This window comes from Micromonospora sp. NPDC047738 (assembly GCF_040642675.1).
Classification (GTDB): Bacteria; Actinomycetota; Actinomycetes; order Mycobacteriales; family Micromonosporaceae; genus Micromonospora.
On the sequence record NZ_JBEYSO010000001.1, the window covers coordinates 234817 to 252616 of the forward strand.

A 17800-nucleotide genomic window follows, 5' to 3' on the forward strand; every position below is an offset into this window, starting at 1 on the left:
CGGCGGCTGGCGGCCGGCGGCGAGCCGCACGGGCGCGCGAACGGCGCCGCGCCCCCGGGGTGGTCCCGGGGGCGCGGCAGCGGACAGCCGGCCGTCAGTTCGCCCGGATCAGCTGACCCACCAGGCCGTGCTGCTCGTCGTCCGGCCCCGAGCTGAACCAGAGGGTTCCCTCGCCGCCGGTCTGCTCGGTCCCCGGCAGCAGCGCCCAGAGACCGTCGATCGTGATGACGTCGCCGTCGTCGTCCCGCAGCAGGCCCTCGAACTCGTTCCCGTCGAACATGTTGATCTTGCCGTCGCCGAAGTTGCCCACCAGCAGGTCACCGGCGAACCGGCCGAAGCTCTTCGGCGCGATGGCCATGCCCCACGGCGCGTCGAGCGTCCCCCTGCTGGCGACCCGGCACACGCGGCGACCGAAGTCGGTGAAGAGGTCCACGAAGCCGAGCCCCTCACCGGGCACGTCGTCGTGGGCCGCCGCGTCCTGCTTGGCGTAGCTGACGTAGACCGCCTCCCCGACCGCGAACACGTTGAACGGCGCGAAGCCCTCCGGCAGGTCCCGGTCCTGGAACCGGCGGTCCGAAAGGTCGACCTTGTCGAAGTCCTCGTCGAACACGTCGATCCGCGCGTTGTGGAAGTCGGCGGCGAGCAGGAAGTTGCCGGAGTCGGTATGCAGCAGGGTCGCTCCCTTGTAGACCGCACCCTCCTCCCCGTGCGCGACGACGACTCCATTGGCGCCCGCCTTCTGGTTCCACGCGATGACGTCGCCGCTCTCGGTGACGAAGATGAACCTGGCGGGCGCGTTGCCACCCCCGTCCGGCACCGCGAAGCCGTCCGTGTCGTTGAACACCGCGCCGGTCGGCCCACCGGGCACGCTGACCGTGATGTTGACCTTGTTGACGGGCGCGCCGTCCACCCCGCCGCTGTAGACGGTGGCCGTGTCGGTGCCGTTGTTGGCCACCCACAACGGCGTGTCCGGCCCCAGGGCCAGGCCCCAGGTGTTGACCGCGTTCGGATCCACCAGCGGTGGTCTTCGGGAATCCTGCTTCAACGCCTGGTCCGAGACCTGGTTGATCACGTCGAACTCGGGCGTCCGGTGCCTCTCATGGCCGCCGTCGTGGGCCCACGCCGGGCTGCCGACGGCGGTGGCCGCGGCCACCGCCCCGGCGGTCACCAGCCGCGCCATCCTCGTCGCCATGCTGCTCCTCTCGATCGAGTGACAGGGACCAGCGTCCGCGAGAAAGGGCGGGTGACGGCGCGGGCGCAGGCGTGGGCGTCAATGCTCGGCGCATGGAAATTCGTGGAGCCCTCGGCGGTACCGAGTCTCGGACGCCCATAGCGACCCTTCCACCCCGATCGGGAGCCGATCGCCAGTTTGGCGAAACATTGTCACATTCCACCCGATAGGGGCGGCGTCAGCCGTTCCGCTCCCACCGGCCCGCCGGATAGCCTTCCCCGCATGTTCCGGCCCACCTGCATCTCGCTGACCACCGACTACGGTCTCGCCGACGGGTTCGTGGCGGCGTGCCACGGGGTCCTCGCCCGGCTCGCCCCGGCCGCCCGGGTGATCGACGTGACCCACCTGGTGCCACCGGCGGACGTCCGCCGGGGCGCGGTGGTGCTCGCGCAGACCGTGCCGTACCTGCCCGAGGGGGTGCACGTGGCGGTGGTCGACCCGGGTGTCGGCACCGCACGCCGGGCGATCGGCCTGGCCACCCCGAACGGGCTGCTCGTCGGGCCGGACAACGGCCTGCTGCTCGACGCCGCCGCGGCACTCGGCGGAATCGCCGCCGCGGTCGAGCTGACCAACCCGGCGTGGCTGGCTCCCACGGTCTCCCGCACCTTCCACGGCCGGGACGTCTTCGCACCGGTCGCCGCCCGTCTCGCGCTCGGCGCACCGCTCGCCGAGGCCGGCCCGGCGCTGGACCCGGCGACGCTGGTCCGGCTGCCCGCACCGGTGCTCCACCGCACCGCCGACGGGTTCGCCGCCGAGGTGCTCACCGTGGACCACTTCGGCAACGTCCAACTCGCCGCCCCGGCCGACCTCCTCGACGGGCTGCCGGACCGGGTCCGGGTGACCGGCCGGGCCGACCGACCACACCAGCTCGGCGCGCCTGACGCCGCGCCGCTACGACAGCCTCAGCTCGGCGCGCCTGACGCCGCGCCGCGACCTGAGGCCGTCGCCGAGGCCGTCACGGGAGCCCTCGCGGTGCGCGGGCGCACCTTCGCCGACGCCCCGGTCGGGGAGCTGGTGGTGTACCCGGACTCCGCCGGCCTGCTCGCCGTCGCGGTCAACACGGGCCGGGCGGTGGACCGGCTCGGCGTACGTCCCGGGGACGTGGTGACGGTGACCCACGGCTGAGCCCCAGTCCGGGCCGGTGCGGGCCCGGGCGGGCGAGGGAGGATGGGGAGGTGCCCGAAGGTGACACCGTCTGGAACACCGCCCGCGTCCTCCAGCGCGCCCTGGCCGGCACCCGGCTCACCGGCTCCGACTTCCGGGTGCCGCAGCTCGCCGCAACCGACCTGACCGGCTGGACCGTCCGGGAGTCGGCCAGCCGGGGCAAGCACCTGCTGCTCCGGCTCACCGCTCCCGACGGGCGCACCGACGGCGGGCGGGACTTGACCCTGCACTCGCACCTGCGAATGGACGGCGCCTGGCGGGCGTACGCCCCGGGCGAGCGGTGGGCGGCCCGGCCGGCACACCTGATCCGGGCGGTGCTCCGCTCCCCCGGCGCGGTCGCCGTCGGCTACCACCTGCACGAGCTGGCGCTCATCCCGACCGCGGCGGAGGAGTCGCTGGTCGGCCACCTGGGGCCGGACCTGCTCGGCCCGGACTGGGACCCGGACGAGGCGGTCCGCCGGCTGGCCGCCCACCCGGACGAGAGCATCGGCGAGGCGCTGCTGGACCAGCGCAACCTGGCCGGGGTGGGCAACCTCTACAAGTGTGAGGTGCTCTTCCTGCGCGGGGTCTCGCCGTGGACCCCGGTCGGGGCGGTGCCCGACCTGGCCGGCACGGTCGCCCTCGCGCAGCGGTTGCTCGCCGCCAACCGGGGTCGCTGGACGCAGAGCACCACCGGTTCGCTGCACCGGGGGCAGACCAGCTACGTGTACGGCCGGCGGGCCCAGCCCTGCCGGCGCTGCGGCACCGCCATCCGCAAGGCGGAGCAGGGAGAGCGGATCACCTACTGGTGCCCGGCCTGCCAGCCGGACCGCCCCTGACCTCCGCGCCACCGGCCCGGAGGGCCAGGCTCGGCACTGGCGGGTGGAGATCCGCTTCGCCAGGTGACACCGGCGGCCGGCCCGTGGAACTTCCACGAACCGGCAAGATCGCCCGAGATTGGGACGATTGGGTACTTCCCTCACCGGCTTCGGCGTCGCATGCTGCGGTTGACTGCTCACCCATCGTCAGCAGCGCGTACGCCCCGCCACGCCGCGGTGGCGGCGGGCGCGCCCCGATCCCGGGGAGAGCCATGGCCCTGTTCCGCAGATTCCGGCCGGGCTGGGCGGACCGTGCCGTCCGGGCCGTCGAGGACAATACGCCGACCGTGCCCTCCGCCCGGCTCGCCGAGGAGGAGACCGGGCCGGCGCCGGCCAGCCTCGACCCGGCCGCCGTGCCCCGCTGCTTCGGCCCGGTGCCGAACTTCGCCGGCAGCCCGCTACCGACCCTCGACCAGGCCGGCCGGCCGGTACCCGGAACGGGCATCCGCAAGTTCGTCGACGCGCTGCCGGTGCCCGCGTTCGACAACCCGCGCAGCGATCTGGAGCCGTCGCCGGCCGCCGCCGGGCTGGACGCCCGGCTGCCGGTGGCGGTGCCGGACACCATCAGCTGGCCCGGCTGCGACTACTACGAGATCGGGCTCCAGGAGTACGCGCAACGCCTGCACCGCGACCTGCCCGCCACCCGGCTGCGCGGCTATCGCCAGCTCAACCTGGGCACCGACCCGTCCGGGCACAACACGGTCAGCCCGCCGGACCGGCCCTGGCACCTCGGGCCGCTGATCCTGGCCCGCCGCGGCCGGCCGGTGCGGATCAAGTTCATCAACCAGCTACCGACCGGGCGGGCCGGCGAGCTCTTCCTGCCGGTCGACGAGACCGTCGACGGGGCCGGGACCGGGCCGCGGGACGGTCCGGCGCCGTACCCGCAGAACCGGGCGGTGCCGCACCTGGCCGGCGCGCAGACCGCCTGGATCAGCGCGGGCAACCCGTGGCAGTGGGTCACCCCGGCCGGCGAGATCACCCCGTACCCGACCGGGGTGGGGGTCGTCCCGGTGCCGGACATGCCGCCGCCGGGCGCCGGGGCCACCACGCTCTACTTCCCGAACGAGCAGAGCGGGCGGCTGATGTGGCTGCACGACAACACGCTCGGCCTGTCCCGGCTCACCGTCTACTCCGGGCAGCTCGCCCCCTACCTGCTCACCGATCCGGCCGAGGAGCGGCTGGTCGACGAGGGGGTGCTCCCCGCCGAGCAGCTGCCGCTGGTGATCCAGGACAAGACGTTCGTACCGGACGACGCGCAGCTCGCCGACCAGGACCCGACCTGGGACCGGGACCGTTGGGGCGCCAAGGGCAGCCTCTGGCACCCGCACGTCTACCAGCCACGGCAGAACCCCTATCGCCGCACCGGCAGCAACCCCACCGGCCGCTGGGACTACGGGCCGTGGACACACGACCCGGACGGCGGCGGCAGCCCGTGGGTCGCCCCGGTGCCGAACCCGCACCACGACCCGGTCGCCGAACCGGAGGAACCGCCGCTGGCACCGGGCGTGCCGCACCCGTCGGCCGTCCCCGAGGCGTACGGGGACACCCCGCTGGTGAACGGGGTGGCCTACCCGTACCTGTTGGTGGCGCCGCGGGCGTACCGGTTCCGGATCCTCAACGCCTGCGCGGACCGCAGCCTCCACCTCCAGCTCTACCGGGCGTGCTCGGACGAGCCGATGTGGACCGACGACGGCGACCTGGCCGAGCCGGAGGCCGGGGAGGTGCCGATGGTCGAGGCGGTCCACGCGGCCGGGCGGCCGGCGTACTGGCCCACCGACGGGCGCGACGGCGGGGTGCCGGACCCGCGCGCCGCCGGCCCGGACCTGATCCAGGTCGGCAACGAGTGCGGCCTGCTGCCCGCCCCGGTGGTGCTGGTGAACCGGCCGATCGGCTACCGCTACGACCGCCAGGACCCGACCGTGCTCAACGTGGACGGGCACACCCTGCTGCTCGCCCCCGGCGAGCGGGCCGACGTGGTGGTGGACTTCTCCGCCGTCCCCCCGGGCAGCACCCTGATCCTCTACAACGACTGCCCGGCCCCGCTGCCCCGGTTCGATCCCCGCTACGACCACCATACCGACGCCCTGGACCGCACCCCGATCGGCGGCCTCCCCGCCGCCCAGCCCGGCTACGGGCCGAACACCCGGACCCTGCTCCAGTTCCGGGTGGCGGGCACCCCGGCGCCACCGTACGACCTGGCCCGGCTGGCCGCCCGCCTGCCCGGCGCGTACGCGGAGAGCCAGCAGCCGCCGATCGTGCCGCAGCCGGCGTACGACGCCGCCTTCGGCACGCTGACGCCTCGGGAAACGCTCGTGCCGGCGCGCACCACCTCGGTGACCTTCACCCCGGTGGGCGCGGTCACCCCGGTGACCCTGCCGTTGGCGGTGAAGTCGGTCGGGCAGGTGTTCGAACCCCGGCACGGCCGGACGGTGGGGCGGCTCGGCGTGGGTCACCCGCACGCCGGCCCGCTGGCCCCGGCCACCCTGCCGCTCGGGCCGGTCGACCCGGCCACCGAGGTGCTGTACGCGACCGACCCCACCGTGCCGGTGGGCGCCCCGGTCGACGGCACCCAGTTGTGGCGGATCGTCGGGGACGCCCCGGGTACCCAGCCGGTGCACGTCGACGGCTGCGATCTGCAACTGGTCAACCGGGTCGGCTGGGACGGCACGCTGCGCCCGCCCGACCCCAACGAGCTGGGCTGGAAGGAGACCGTCCGGGTCAACCCCCGGGAGGACGTGATCGTGGCGTTGCGCCCGGTCCTGCCCGGCCTGCCGTTCAAGATCGGCGACAGCGTACGGCTGCTCGACCCCACCCGGCCGGCCGGCGTCCGGCTCGACGGCAGCCCGGTCAGTCCGATCGACGGGCGGCCCGCCACCGTGGTCAACCAGCTGGTCAACCTGGGCTGGGAGTATCGCTGGCAGACCCGGTCGGCGGGGCTGCGCGACCAGGGCATGAGCCGGCCCCTGGTGGTGCGGGTCGCCCCCAAGGCGCCGACCGGGCTGACCGCCACTCCGGCGCCCGGGTCGGCCACCGTGCTGCCGGCCATCGCGCTCGCCTGGACGGGCAACGGCAGCCGCCCGCCGGCCACCAGTCACCTGCTGCAGCGGGCCACCGACACCACGTTCACCGCCGGGCTCACCGAGATCACCGTGGCGGCCACCGCCACCCGGTACACCGACGCGACGGTGACGCCCGGGGTCACCTACCACTACCGGATCCGGGCGGAGAACGCGGTCAGCTGCTCGGCCTGGTCGAACAGCGTCCCGGCGTCGGTGCAGCTCACCTCGCCGGCGAAGCTGACCGCGGCGGTGCCGCCGGCCGCACCGCTGCGGGTCGCGCTGCGCTGGGCAAACCGCTCCTTCGCCACCGGGGTGGACGTGCAGCGGGCCACCAACCCGACGTTCACCAGCGGGCCGGGCACCACCGCCATCGCGGTCGGCGACGCCCACCTCGACGCGGCGGTCGCCCCGGACACCACGTACTACTACCGGGTACGCACCACCTACCTGGGTGCCGCCTCACCCTGGTCCACGGTGGCGACGGTGACCACCCCGCCCCGGCCCGGAGTGCCGACCGGGGTGTGCGCCACCGCGACCGCACCCGCCCCGGACACCGCCACGGTGATCCTGAGCTGGTCCGCCAGCACGCCCACCGGGCCCGGGTCCGGCTTCGTGGTGCAGCGCGCGATCGACCCCGGATTCACCCGCGAACTGTCCGCCTTCAGCGTCACCGGCCGCGGGTTCACCAACACCGGGCTGGCCCGCGGCGTCACCTACCACTACCGGATCAGGTCGTTCAACGTCGTCGGCACGTCCGCCTGGACCGGCCCCATCCCCATCACCACCCCCGACTGACCACCCGCTGCGTTGATCAAGAGGTTTACGTCAGGAATTCGCGCGGTCCGGACGCAAACTTCTTGATCAACACAGGTCGGTCAGGGGGTGCGGAGTGGGGGGTGGGCGGTGCGGAGTTCGGCCAGGGCCGAGGCCACGCCGTGCAGCAGGTCGGTCGCCTCGGTGAGGCGGGCGGCGGCCGGGTGCTCGGTGCTGGGCCGGACGTCCTCGGCGACGTAGCCGGCGGCGGCCACCACCAGCCGCTCGTACGCGGCGACCCCGCTCTCGAGCTGGGCGGCCAGGGTGCCGTGCGCCTCGGCGAGCGACCCGTGGGCCTCGGCCGGGGCGAGCTTGAGGGCCCGTTCCACGCTGGCCACCCGGTTGGCCAGGTCGCGCAGGGAGCGGTCGGCCTCGGCGGCCTCCTGGACCGCCGGCTCGGCCAGCCCGGTCAGCCGCCCGGTCATCCCGGCCAGGGTCAGCGCCGCCCGGTCCAGCCGGGCCCAAGCCGTGGCTGCGGAGGTGCCGCGCAGCGCCAGGCGGGAGCGGACCCGGCGTACCTCGGACAGGACGCCCGGGCCGACGGGCAGCCGCTCGACGGCGGCGACCAGCCGGGCACGGGAGCGGGCGGCGGCCTCGGCCGGGTCGAGGGCCGGCGGTGCCGGCGCGGCGGCCAGCGCGCGGAGGTCGGCCCAGCGCCAGGCGGCGACGGCGATGGCGCTGCCCGCAGCACCGGCCCAGACGGCGTCCGGCAGGCCGATCCCGGCGTACGGGGTCAGCACCGCCGCCGCGCCGCCGAGCCCGCCGGCCAGGACGCTCCACCGCCGGGCGGAGCGCCGCAACCGGCGCAGCCGGCGGAAGTGTCGGTTCCGCTCGTCGGCCATCGGTCTCCCCCGCCTCTCAGCCGGTGGTGCTCTCCCCGGCGCCGTGCTCGCGGCTCATGCTGGCCCGGATCTGGTCCAGCCGGGCGGCGGCGGCCGGGTCGGCGGCGGGCGCGGCCGCCGGCTGCCCGACCGCCGGGGACTCCTGCCGGCCGGTGAGCCGCTCGCCGGCCATGCTCGACCGGATCTGCTCCAGTCTCGCCGTCCCGGCGGAGTCGAGCGTGGCCTTCTGGATCTCCAGCATCCGGCCCTCGACGGAGTTGCCGGCCAGCTCGGCCCGGCCCATCGCGGTGGCGTACCGGCGCTCGATCCGGTCCCGGACCTCGTCCAGGGAGGGGGTGGTGCCGGGCGCGGTGAGCGCGGACATGGACTCCAGCGAGCGGGCCACGCTCTCCTGCATCTTGGCCTGCTCGAGCTGGCTGAGCAGCTTGGTCCGCTCGGCCAGCTTCTGCTGGAGGATCATCGAGTTGTTCTCGACCGCCTTGCGGGCCTGCGCGGCCGCACCGAGCGCCTGGTCGTGCAGCGTCTTGAGGTCCTCGGCGGCCTGCTCGGCGGAGACCAGCTGGGTGGCGAGCAGCTGCGCGGACTGCTCGTACCGCCCTGCCTCGGCCTCGTCGCCCCGGGCCCGGGCCTGGTCGGCCAGGACCAGGGCCTGCCGGGCGTTGGCCTGGAACTGCTCGACCTCGGACATCTGCCGGGACAGCTTCATCTCGAGCTGGCGCTGGTTGCCGATCACCGCGGCCGCCTGCTGGACCAGCGCCTGGTGCTGCCGCTGGGCCTCCTCGATGGCCTGCTGGATCTGCACCTTCGGGTCGGCGTGCTCGTCGATCTTCGAGCCGAAGAGCGCCATCAGGTATTTCCAACCCTTGACGAACGGGTTCGCCATCTCCGCGTTGTCCCCTCAGTAGCGTCGCGCCGCTGCCCCGGCCGGGCGGGTCGACCGGCGGGCCGCGCGGTGAGCCTCCATCGTCCCAGCCCGACGCCAGCGCGGCACCCGTACGACCCTGATCAACAGTACGCGGCGTCCGCCACCGGCGGCCATGGCGCGACTGAGCGGATCAGGCGGCGCAGACCACGTCCCGGTCCGCGGGGCGGACCCGGGTGCTGCGCAGCGTCGCCTTGAGCGGCGAGTCCTGGCGGACCTGGACGGCGACCGACCCGTCGGAGGCGACCTGGCGGACGCTCCGGTTGGTCGCCTTGCGGACGGCGGGCGGGGCGACCGGGGTCGACTCGACCGGCTGGTCGGCCACCGGCACCAGCACGCCCGGCAGCTGCTCAGCCAGGGCGACCGTGTCGCTGACCTCGCGGAGCAGCTCGGACAGGCGGGCGCCGAGCGCGTCGCAGATCGCGGCCAGCAGCTCGCTGGAGGCTTCCTTCTGGCCGCGTTCGATCTCGGAGAGGTAACCGAGGCTCACGTTGGCGGCGGAGGAGACCTCGCGGAGGGTGCGGTGCTGCCCCTGCCGGCGCGCCCGCAGTGCGTCACCGATCACCCGGCGTAGCAGGACCATCGCACCTCCCCCTGACGGGACCACCATCTCCGGCCGGTCGTGCCGCGCCGGACGCGGTGGACCGCCCCGGCGCCGACGTCGTCCGTCGGAGCCTTCCCGCAACCGTACCCGTTAGCCGCCCCGGCGACATCCCGCCCCGCCCCTTCAATCGCCGACCCCGCCGCGCGGGCCGGTCGGGCGACCCTCGGCCGGGCGGTGGGCATCCGGCTCACCGACGCCCCACCCCGGCCCGGTCGGCGGCCTCCGTCGGACCGGCATCGGCGGCCTCGGCCTCCCGCTCGTTGGCGGCGTGCAGCCGGTCGGCGAGCAGTCGCAGCGCCTCGATCACCGCGGCCGACCGGATGTGCGCGCGGCCCCCGTCGAGGTCGAGCTGGCGTACCTGGGCGCCGCCGGGCCCGGCGACCGCGACGTACACCAGGCCGACCGGCTTGCCGTCCTGCGGTTCCGGCCCGGCCACCCCGGTGGTGGCCAGCCCCCAGTCGGCGCCGCAGCGGCGCCGCCCGCCCTCGGCGAGCGCCACGGCCACGTCCGGGTCGACCGGTCCCCGCTCCGCCAGCAGATCCTCGGGTACGCCCGCCAGCTGCGCCTTCAGCTCGGTGGCGTAGACCACCAGCCCGCCCCGGTACGTCCCGCTCACCCCGGCGATCTCCACGATCGAGGCGGAGAGCAGGCCGCCGGTGAGGGACTCGACGGTGGCCAACGTCTCGTGCCGCTCCGACAGGCTGTGCACCACCCCGGCCGCCGGACTGCCGACGGGGCGTTCCCCCCGCGCATCCCGATCATCCATGCCCAGTCCCTTCCCGACCCACCTCGGCCTACTCATCCTCCCCACCGATCCGTCGAGCACGGAGTCATCGCCATGACACGCCGGTCCCGGGGGCAACGAACTCATGATCGCCGACCCGGGCGAGGGCGGGGCGGGTGCGGTCAGGGGATCGGGCGGCGGCGGAGGCGGAGGGCCTGGGCGATGTAGTCGAAGCCGGTCAGCACGGTGACGACGACCGCGGCACCCATGATCCACGGGCCGACGACGGCCAGCGGCTCCGGCATCGGCCAGAGGTACCAGGTGATGGCGAGGATCTGGAGCGCCGTCTTGATCTTGCCGCCCCGACTGGCCGCGATCACCCCGCGCCGGATCACCCAGAAGCGCAGCGCGGTGATGCCCAACTCCCGGACCAGGATCACCACGGTGACCCACCAGGGCAGCCGGTCGTACCAGGAGAGCAGCACCAGCGCGGCGCCGGTGAGCGCCTTGTCGGCGATCGGGTCGGCGACCTTGCCGAGCGAGGTCACCAGCGCGAACCGACGGGCGATCCAGCCGTCCACGAGGTCCGTCGCCGAGGCGACCACGAAGATCAGGCAGGCCGCCATCCGCCAGCCCGCGTCCGTGAAGTCGGAGGCGACCACCGAGGCGGCGAAGACCGGCACCAGCACCAGCCGCACCGCGGTCAGCACGTTCGCCGCGTTGAGCAGGGGCACCTGACCCACGGTCGGGTCCGCCCCGGTCATCGCCGTGCCCCGCTCCGGCCGCCGTGGCGTACCCGGCACCGCACCACGTGGCTCCCCCGCTCCGTCCGGGCCCGTCGTCACCGCGCCGCGCCGGGCGCCGCCGAGATCATCTCATCCGGTACGGCGACCAGGTCGACGCCCTCGGTCGCGGTGACCGTGGCCCGGACCAGGTCGCCGGGGCGCAGCGCGGCCAGGTCGACCCCGCCGCCCACCGGCGCGACCAGGGTGGTCGAGCCGTCCACCTCGGGCGCCTGGTGCGCCGCCCGCCCCTCGACCACACCGTCGGCGACCGAGTCGACCAGCACCTCGACCGTCGAGCCGAGCCGCTCCTCGGCCCGCTGCGAGCAGAGCTCGTCGGCGAGCGCGCTGAGCTTGTCGTACCGCCGCTTGACGGTGGCGGCGGAGACCTTGCCGGGCAGGCTGGCGGCCTCGGTGCCGTCCTCGTCGCTGTAGTCGAACACGCCGATCGCGTCGAGCCGCGCGTCGGTCAGGAACCGGACCAGCTCGGCCACGTCCTGCCGGGTCTCGCCCGGGAAACCGACGATGAAGTTGCTCCGGGCGCCTGCCTCGGGGGCGAGCGCGCGGGCCGAGGCCAGCAGTTCCAGGAAGCGGTCGGTGGACCCGAAACGGCGCATCCGGCGCAGCACCGGCTCGCTGGAGTGCTGGAACGACAGGTCGAAGTACGGTGCCACGCCGGGCGTGGTGGCGATCACCTCGACCAGGCCGGGCCGGGTCTCGGCGGGCTGGAGGTAGCTGGCCCGCACCCGGACGATCCCGTCGATCGCGGCGAGCTGCGGCAGCAGCTTCTCCAACGCCCGGGGGTCGCCCAGGTCCTTGCCGTACGAGGTGGAGTTCTCGCTGACCAGCACCAGCTCGCGGACGCCGGTCTTGGCCAGCCACTCCGCCTCGGCGAGCAGCTCGTCCGGGGTACGCGAGACGAACGCGCCGCGGAACGCCGGGATGGCGCAGAACGCGCAGCGGCGGTCGCAGCCGCTGGCCAGCTTGAGCGAGGCCACCGGCCCGGTGTCGAGCCGGTGCCGCAGCACCTGCCGGAGGTGGGCCGGAGTGTGCTCGTCGGTCGCCGTGAGAGCCCGGGTGGGGGTGCCGTGACCGGGCAGCGACACCGCCGCGTCGCGCCGCTTGACCGGGGTGAGCGGCAGCAGCTCCCGCCGGTCGCGAGGGGTGTGCGCGTCCAGCGCCTCGCCGGCCACGACCGCGTTCAACCGGGCGGAGATCTCCGGGTAGTCGTCGAAGCTGAGCACCGCCTGCGCCTCGGGCAGGCTGTCGGCCAGCTCGCGGCCGTACCGCTCGGCCATGCACCCGGCGGCCACCACCTTGGCGCCGGTGTCGGCGGCGGCGAGCAGCGTCTGGATCGAGTCCTGCTTGGCCTTCTCCACGAAGCCGCAGGTGTTGACGACCACCACGTCGGCGCCCTCGCCGTCGGTGGTCACCTGCCAGCCGTCGGCGTGCAGCCGCGCGGCCAACTCCTCCGAGTCGACCTCGTTACGGGCGCAGCCCAGGGTCAGCAGGGCGACGCGACGGCTGTTGGCAGGGGAGGTGGCAGACACCATCCGAGGGTACCGGGCCGGGTCGGGGGTCCCGCGACGGCGGGCCGTCGGGATCAGCCGCCCCTCCCCCGGCCGCCCGGGCGTCAGCGGGCCGCCGCGCCGACCCGGGCCAGGCGGTCGAGCAGGAAGACCTCCGTGCCGGCCAGGCCGGTGGAGCAGAAGACCGAGATCTGGTCCGCGCCGGTGCGGCCCGGGACCGCCCCCGCCAGCACCGCGCCCAGGTCGCGCAGCCGGCCGGCGTACGGCTCGACGGCGGTGAGCATCGGCGGGACGTACGCGGCGGCCTGCGCCGGCGAGTCGGTGACCAGCAGGTCGGCGGCGTCCAGCAGGTCGGTGCCGAATTCGTGTCGGTTGACCTGCTTGAAGCCGACCGTGTTGACGTGGGTGCCCGGGGCGAGGTCGCGGGCGTCGAGCACCGGCGTGGTGCTGGTGGTGGCGAGCACCACCACGTCCCGGTCGCGGACCGCTTCGGCGGCGGAGGCGACCGCGTGGGCCGGCACGCCCAGCTCGGCCCGGACCCGGGCGGCGAACGCCTCGCGCCGGGCCGCCGAGCGGCTGTGCACGGTCACCTCGCGCAGCGGACGAACCGCGGCGGTGGCCCAGACCTGGGTCCACGCCTGGCGGCCGGAGCCGATCACCCCGACCGTGGCCGCGTTGGGGCGGGCCAGGGCGGCCACGGCCACCGCACCCAGCCCACCCGTGCGCCGGGAGCCCAGCTCGTCGCCGACGGCGATCGCCCGCACCGCTCCGGTTCGCGCGTCGTGCAGCACGACCAACTGCCCGCTCTCCGCGTGCCCGAAGGTGTCGTACGAGCGGAAGCCGTACCACTCGCCGGTGAGGTGACCTGCGGTGAGCACCATCCGGCCGCCGCCCAGCGGGGCGGACGCCCGGGGCGGGGCGATCAGCCGGCCCTCGTAGGCGGCCAGCAGGGCGTCCCGCATGGCGGCGACGGTGAGCGGCGCGTCCACCGCGGCGGCGACGTCCTCGTCGGAGAAGAGCAGGGCCATGCGAACATAGTGCAACCTGAAGTTAACTTGAGATCCACCGACGGTGGGCTTTGTCACCACATCGGCCGGTGGCCGGCGCCGGTGCTACGGTCGGCTGCGGCGGCCCCGCGCCGCCCCGGACGAGTGGTGGCGTACCCGGTGAGGCCAAGACGCCCCGTGACCGCCCCCGTCCCGGTCCCGGTGGCCGGGCTCGCTCGTCAGAGGTGATCTCATGGCTTGGATCGTGCTGGTGCTCTCCGGAATCCTGGAGACTGTCTGGGCGATCGCCCTCGACCGCAGTGCCGGCTTCAGCCGCCCCCTCCCGTCGTTCGTCTTCGGCGTCTCGCTGGTGGCGAGCATGGCCGGCCTGGCGTACGCCCTGCGCGACATCCCGGTCGGCACCGGCTACGCGGTCTGGGTGGGGATCGGGGCGGCCGGCACCGCACTGGTCGGCATGCTGGCGCTGCACGAGCCGGCCAACCTGCCCCGGATCGGCTGCCTGCTGCTGGTGGTCGCCGGCGTGGTGGGCCTCAAGCTCTTCCACTGAGCGGCCCGGAAACGGTGCCGGCGTCCGGTTTGGTGGCCGGCCGGTAGGGGGTAGTCATCCGTCACCTCACCCGAGGGACCGATCTGACGGAGGACACCATGGCTGACATGCCCGCCACCGCCCGCCCGCGCAGCAGTGCGGCGCGCGTCTGCACCATTCTCGCGTTCGTCTTCGCGGTCATCGCGATCTTCTTCCTGCCGCCGCTGTTCGGCCTGGTCGGGCTGATCCTCGGCATCGTCGGCGCGGTCCTGGGCGACAAGCCGCTCGGCTGGTACGCCGCCGCTGCCGGTGTGGTCGGCGCGGTGCTCGGCATGATCATCGGCTACGCGATCCTGAACTCCTGACCCTTCGTAGACGCTGAGGGCCCGCCGGTTGACCGGCGGGCCCTCGCGCGTGCCGGCTGCCGCGCGCAGACGAGACGCCGGCAGCGGCGCCGGCGGCATGGCGGAAAGTCGGGCCCGGGCCCGCCCGCTCCTCACCCTGCGCAACGTCGCCTCCCGTTACCCATGGTGACGGTCGTTCGGGAGATCGGCACTGCCGAAGCGCCGCCTTTGCTCTGCAGCCATATCCGCAGCACCCGCTTGAGCTGGTTCTTTCCGCCAGCAGCCCACGCCACGCTCACGCCGGGGCGGCTACGAACCGTTACCGTTGCGTCGATGGCTGCAGAGCAAAGGCAGCAGCGGGGTACGTTCGGACCGGCCGGCTCGGGCACCGGGAGTGACGACGGTTCGGTCCACCACAGACGCTCAGCGAAGGCCACATGCCAAGCTCGGCACGGCAGGTCAGCGGCGGTCGGCGAGCATGACCTGGTTGCCGTCCGGATCGAGGACGACCGCCATGCGCTCCCCCCACGGCTGGTCCACCGGCGCGGCGAGAACCGTCACCCCGGCGTCGCGCAGTCGGTCGTGGGCGGCGTCGCAGTCCGGTACGTACGCCCACAGCCGGACCCGGTTGTTGGTCAGTTCCTCCGACCCGTCTGGCACGCCGAGGCCGAGGGAACTCGCGCCGACCTGGAGCGCGACGAACTCCACCTCGCCGGACGCCGGATAGCGGTATGTCTCCACGCCGCCGAGCAGGTCCCGGTAGAAGCGCAGGGCGGCCGGCAGATCGGCGGTGACGAGGATCGGGAAGAGTTCCCGCGCACCCGGCGGCTCAGTCATCGCCACCGCGCAGGCCGACCAGGACCTCCTCCAGTTCGTCCGGCTTGACCAGCACGTCGCGGGCCTTGGAGCCCTCGGACGGCCCGACCACGCCCCGGGTCTCCATCAGGTCCATCAGCCGGCCCGCCTTGGCGAAACCGACCCGCAGCTTGCGCTGGAGCATCGAGGTGGACCCGAACTGCGAGGTCACCACCAGCTCCACCGCCTGCACCAGCAGGTCCAGGTCGTCGCCGATGTCCTCGTCGATCTTCTTCTTACTGTCCTGCGCGGCGGTCAGCACGTCCGCGCGGAACTCCGGCTCGCGCTGGTTCTTGCAGAACTTCACCACGTCGTGGATCTCGCGCTCGGTCACCCAGGCGCCCTGGATCCGGACCGGCTTCGACGCGCCCATCGGCAGGAAGAGGCCGTCGCCCCGGCCGAGCAGCTTCTCCGCGCCCGGCTGGTCGAGGATGACCCGCGAGTCGGCGAGCGACGAGGTGGCGAAGGCCAGCCGGGACGGCACGTTCGCCTTGATCAGGCCGGTGACCACGTCGACCGAGGGCCGCTGGGTGGCCAGCACCAGGTGGATGCCGGCGGCCCGGGCGAGCTGGGTGATCCGGACGATGGAGTCCTCCACGTCGCGCGGCGCCACCATCATCAGGTCCGCCAGCTCGTCCACGATCACCAGCAGGTACGGGTACGGCCGCAGCTCCCGCTCGCTGCCCGGCGGGGCCTTGATCTCGCCGTTGCGCACCTTGCGGTTGAAGTCGTCGATGTGCCGGACCCCGTTGGCGGCGAGGTCGTCGTAGCGCATGTCCATCTCGCGGACGACCCACTCCAGCGACTCGGCCGCCTTCTTCGGGTTGGTCACGATCGGCGTCACCAGGTGCGGGATGCCCTCGTAGCCGGTCAGCTCGACCCGCTTCGGGTCGATCAGCAGCAGCCGCACCTCGTCCGGGGTGGCCCGGGTCAAAATGGACACCAGCAGAGTGTTCAGGCAACTGGACTTGCCGGCGCCGGTGGCCCCCGCGATGAGGATGTGCGGCATCTTCGCGAGGTTGGCCACCACGTAGCCGCCCTCGATGTCCTTGCCGAGCGCCACCACCATCGGGTGGTGGTCGCTCTTGGCGGCCCGAGAGCGGAGCACGTCGCCGAGCGAGACGTTCTCCGGGTCGGTGTTGGGGATCTCCACGCCCACTGCGCTCTTGCCCGGGATCGGGCTGAGGATCCGCACGTCCGGCGACTTCACCGCGTACGCGATGTTGCGGGAGAGCTGGGTGATCCGCTCCACCTTGACGCCCGGGCCCAGCTCGACCTCGTAGCGGGTGACCGTCGGGCCGCGGGTGAACCCGGTGACCGCTGCGTCCACGTCGAACTGCTCGAAGACGCCGGTCAGCGCGGCGATCACCTCGTCGTTGGCCTTGCTCCGGCTCTTCGGCGCGGCGCCGCTGCCGAGCATGTTGGCCGGCGGCAGGGTGTAGTCGCCGGCCAGCCCGGTGAGGGCGAGCTGCTCGGCCCGGGTGGGCAGCGGCGAGTGCTCCGGCGGCTCCGCCGGCTTGCGGCTCGCCGGCACCTTCGCCGGCGGCTTGCGCGGCAGCACCAGGGTGTCCTGCAGGTCGACCCCGTCGAGGTCGGCGTCCAGGTCCGCCGGATCCAGCGGCGGCGGAAGGCGCTTGGCCGGCCGCTTGCGGGCCGGCTTGGCCGGCGTCTCGGCTTCGGCGTCCGCCGCCTCGGGCGGCGCGACCAGGGAGCCGGCCAGCAGCCCGAGCCGTTCCGGAATCTTGTTGATCGGGGTCGCGGTAACCACCAGCAGGCCGAAGACCAGCAGCAGGATAAGCAGCGGCACCGCCACCCAGGGGGTGATCGCGGCCGCCAGCAGGTCGCCGAGGCCGGCGCCGATCAGCCCGCCCGCGTAGTCGCGCTGCACCGCGTCGACCGGGTCCTGTCCGATGTGCAGCATCGCCGCGGTGGCGAGCAGCATGGAACCCCAGCCGACCAGTCCGCGCCCGCGGTGGGCCGGGTCCCCCTGCGTCCGCAACAGCCGCCAGGCGCCGATCATCAGCAGCACCGGCACGACGATCGCGATCGCGCCGAGGAAGAGCCGGACGCTGTCGGCGAGACGCGCGCCGACCGGCCCGGCGCCGCCGAACCAGATGGCCACCGCGCTGAGGATGGCCAGGCCGAACAGGAGCAGCCCGGCGCCGTCGCGGCGGTGCTCCGGGTCGAGGTCGCGGGCCGAGGCGGCCTGCCGGCCGGCGGCGCGGACCGCCCAGCCCAACCCGTGCGCCACGCCCATCCACATCGCACCGACTGCGCGGCCCAGGTAGGCGGCGGGACTCGGCCGCGCCGCCGGGCGCCGCCGCGGGGTGGCCCGGGTGGCCTTCTTCGCCGGCTGGCGGGCACGGCTGTTCGTGGTACCGCGCGGCGACGCGCCGCGCCGCCGGCTCGCCTGAGAGGTACGGCCCGCCATACAGTCACGGTAACGGCGAGACCCGGCAGATCGCCGCTTTTCCGGGTCGTGTCCGCGCGTCGCAGCACGGACCGCGCCGTCCGATGTGTTATTCGCCTCAGAAGGGATGC

The 17800-nt window shown here is 74.2% G+C and carries 15 protein-coding genes and 1 riboswitch; of the genes, 5 read left to right on the forward strand and 10 right to left on the reverse strand.

Features of this window, described 5'->3' with window-relative positions; translation table 11 throughout:
- Positions 1-94: 94 nt before the first annotated feature.
- Positions 95-1192 (reverse strand): TIGR03118 family protein, encoded by a 1098-nt coding sequence (locus tag ABZ783_RS01115; RefSeq protein ID WP_357433485.1) that lies wholly within the window; start codon positions 1190-1192, stop codon positions 95-97.
- A 261-nt stretch (positions 1193-1453) separates the two neighbouring features.
- On the opposite strand from ABZ783_RS01115, the gene ABZ783_RS01120 reads away from it, so the two are divergent.
- The 3 genes from ABZ783_RS01120 (at position 1454) to ABZ783_RS01130 (ending at position 7106) form a co-directional block, all read left to right on the forward strand.
- Positions 1454-2356: an SAM-dependent chlorinase/fluorinase gene (locus ABZ783_RS01120; protein WP_357433487.1), complete on the forward strand. Its 903-nt coding sequence runs from the start codon at positions 1454-1456 to the stop codon at positions 2354-2356.
- A gap of 50 nt (positions 2357-2406) precedes the next feature.
- Positions 2407-3213 carry a DNA-formamidopyrimidine glycosylase family protein gene (locus ABZ783_RS01125; RefSeq protein WP_357433489.1) on the forward strand — a complete coding sequence of 269 codons (807 nt, stop codon included), beginning with the start codon at positions 2407-2409 and terminating at the stop codon, positions 3211-3213.
- A gap of 251 nt (positions 3214-3464) precedes the next feature.
- On the forward strand, positions 3465-7106 hold the full coding sequence (locus ABZ783_RS01130; protein WP_357433491.1) for a multicopper oxidase domain-containing protein: 3642 nt from the start codon (positions 3465-3467) through the stop codon (positions 7104-7106).
- Positions 7107-7186: 80 nt separating this feature from the next.
- Here the strand turns inward: ABZ783_RS01130 and ABZ783_RS01135 are convergent, their stop codons facing one another.
- The 7 genes from ABZ783_RS01135 to ABZ783_RS01165 form a co-directional block, all read right to left on the reverse strand.
- Entirely contained in the window at positions 7187-7966 is a 780-nt protein-coding gene (locus ABZ783_RS01135) for a hypothetical protein (protein ID WP_357433493.1), read from the reverse strand.
- Positions 7967-7982: 16 nt separating this feature from the next.
- On the reverse strand, positions 7983-8849 hold the full coding sequence (locus tag ABZ783_RS01140) for a PspA/IM30 family protein (RefSeq protein ID WP_357433495.1): 867 nt from the start codon (positions 8847-8849) through the stop codon (positions 7983-7985).
- Positions 8850-9021: 172 nt separating this feature from the next.
- Complete coding sequence (locus ABZ783_RS01145) at positions 9022-9471, reverse strand: helix-turn-helix transcriptional regulator (protein ID WP_357433497.1); 450 nt, start codon at positions 9469-9471, stop codon at positions 9022-9024.
- 208 nt (positions 9472-9679) lie between these two features.
- Positions 9680-10258, reverse strand: coding sequence for a CinA family protein (locus ABZ783_RS01150; RefSeq protein WP_357433499.1), 579 nt, complete (start codon positions 10256-10258; stop codon positions 9680-9682).
- A gap of 140 nt (positions 10259-10398) precedes the next feature.
- Positions 10399-10980 carry a CDP-diacylglycerol--glycerol-3-phosphate 3-phosphatidyltransferase gene (gene pgsA / locus ABZ783_RS01155; protein ID WP_357434288.1) on the reverse strand — a complete coding sequence of 194 codons (582 nt, stop codon included), beginning with the start codon at positions 10978-10980 and terminating at the stop codon, positions 10399-10401.
- A 77-nt stretch (positions 10981-11057) separates the two neighbouring features.
- Positions 11058-12551, reverse strand: a complete 1494-nt coding sequence (gene rimO / locus ABZ783_RS01160) for a 30S ribosomal protein S12 methylthiotransferase RimO (RefSeq protein WP_357433501.1) — start codon at positions 12549-12551, stop codon at positions 11058-11060.
- A gap of 80 nt (positions 12552-12631) precedes the next feature.
- A complete protein-coding gene (locus tag ABZ783_RS01165; RefSeq protein ID WP_357433503.1) occupies positions 12632-13555 on the reverse strand; it encodes an NAD(P)-binding domain-containing protein in 924 nt (307 codons plus the stop codon).
- Positions 13556-13650: 95 nt separating this feature from the next.
- Positions 13651-13713: riboswitch (guanidine-III (ykkC-III) riboswitch) on the forward strand.
- 53 nt (positions 13714-13766) lie between these two features.
- Between ABZ783_RS01165 and ABZ783_RS01170 the strand changes: the two genes are divergently transcribed.
- Complete coding sequence (locus ABZ783_RS01170; protein ID WP_357433504.1) at positions 13767-14081, forward strand: multidrug efflux SMR transporter; 315 nt, start codon at positions 13767-13769, stop codon at positions 14079-14081.
- 98 nt (positions 14082-14179) lie between these two features.
- Entirely contained in the window at positions 14180-14425 is a 246-nt protein-coding gene (locus tag ABZ783_RS01175) for a hypothetical protein (protein WP_357433506.1), read from the forward strand.
- A 438-nt stretch (positions 14426-14863) separates the two neighbouring features.
- On the opposite strand, the gene ABZ783_RS01180 is transcribed toward ABZ783_RS01175, so the two are convergent.
- Together ABZ783_RS01180 and ABZ783_RS01185 are read right to left on the reverse strand one after the other, a co-directional pair.
- Positions 14864-15241 (reverse strand): VOC family protein, encoded by a 378-nt coding sequence (locus ABZ783_RS01180; protein ID WP_357433509.1) that lies wholly within the window; start codon positions 15239-15241, stop codon positions 14864-14866.
- Positions 15234-17690, reverse strand: a complete 2457-nt coding sequence (locus tag ABZ783_RS01185) for a DNA translocase FtsK 4TM domain-containing protein (protein WP_357433511.1) — start codon at positions 17688-17690, stop codon at positions 15234-15236. The genes ABZ783_RS01180 and ABZ783_RS01185 overlap by 8 nt, the downstream gene beginning before the upstream one ends.
- Positions 17691-17800: the final 110 nt, after the last annotated feature.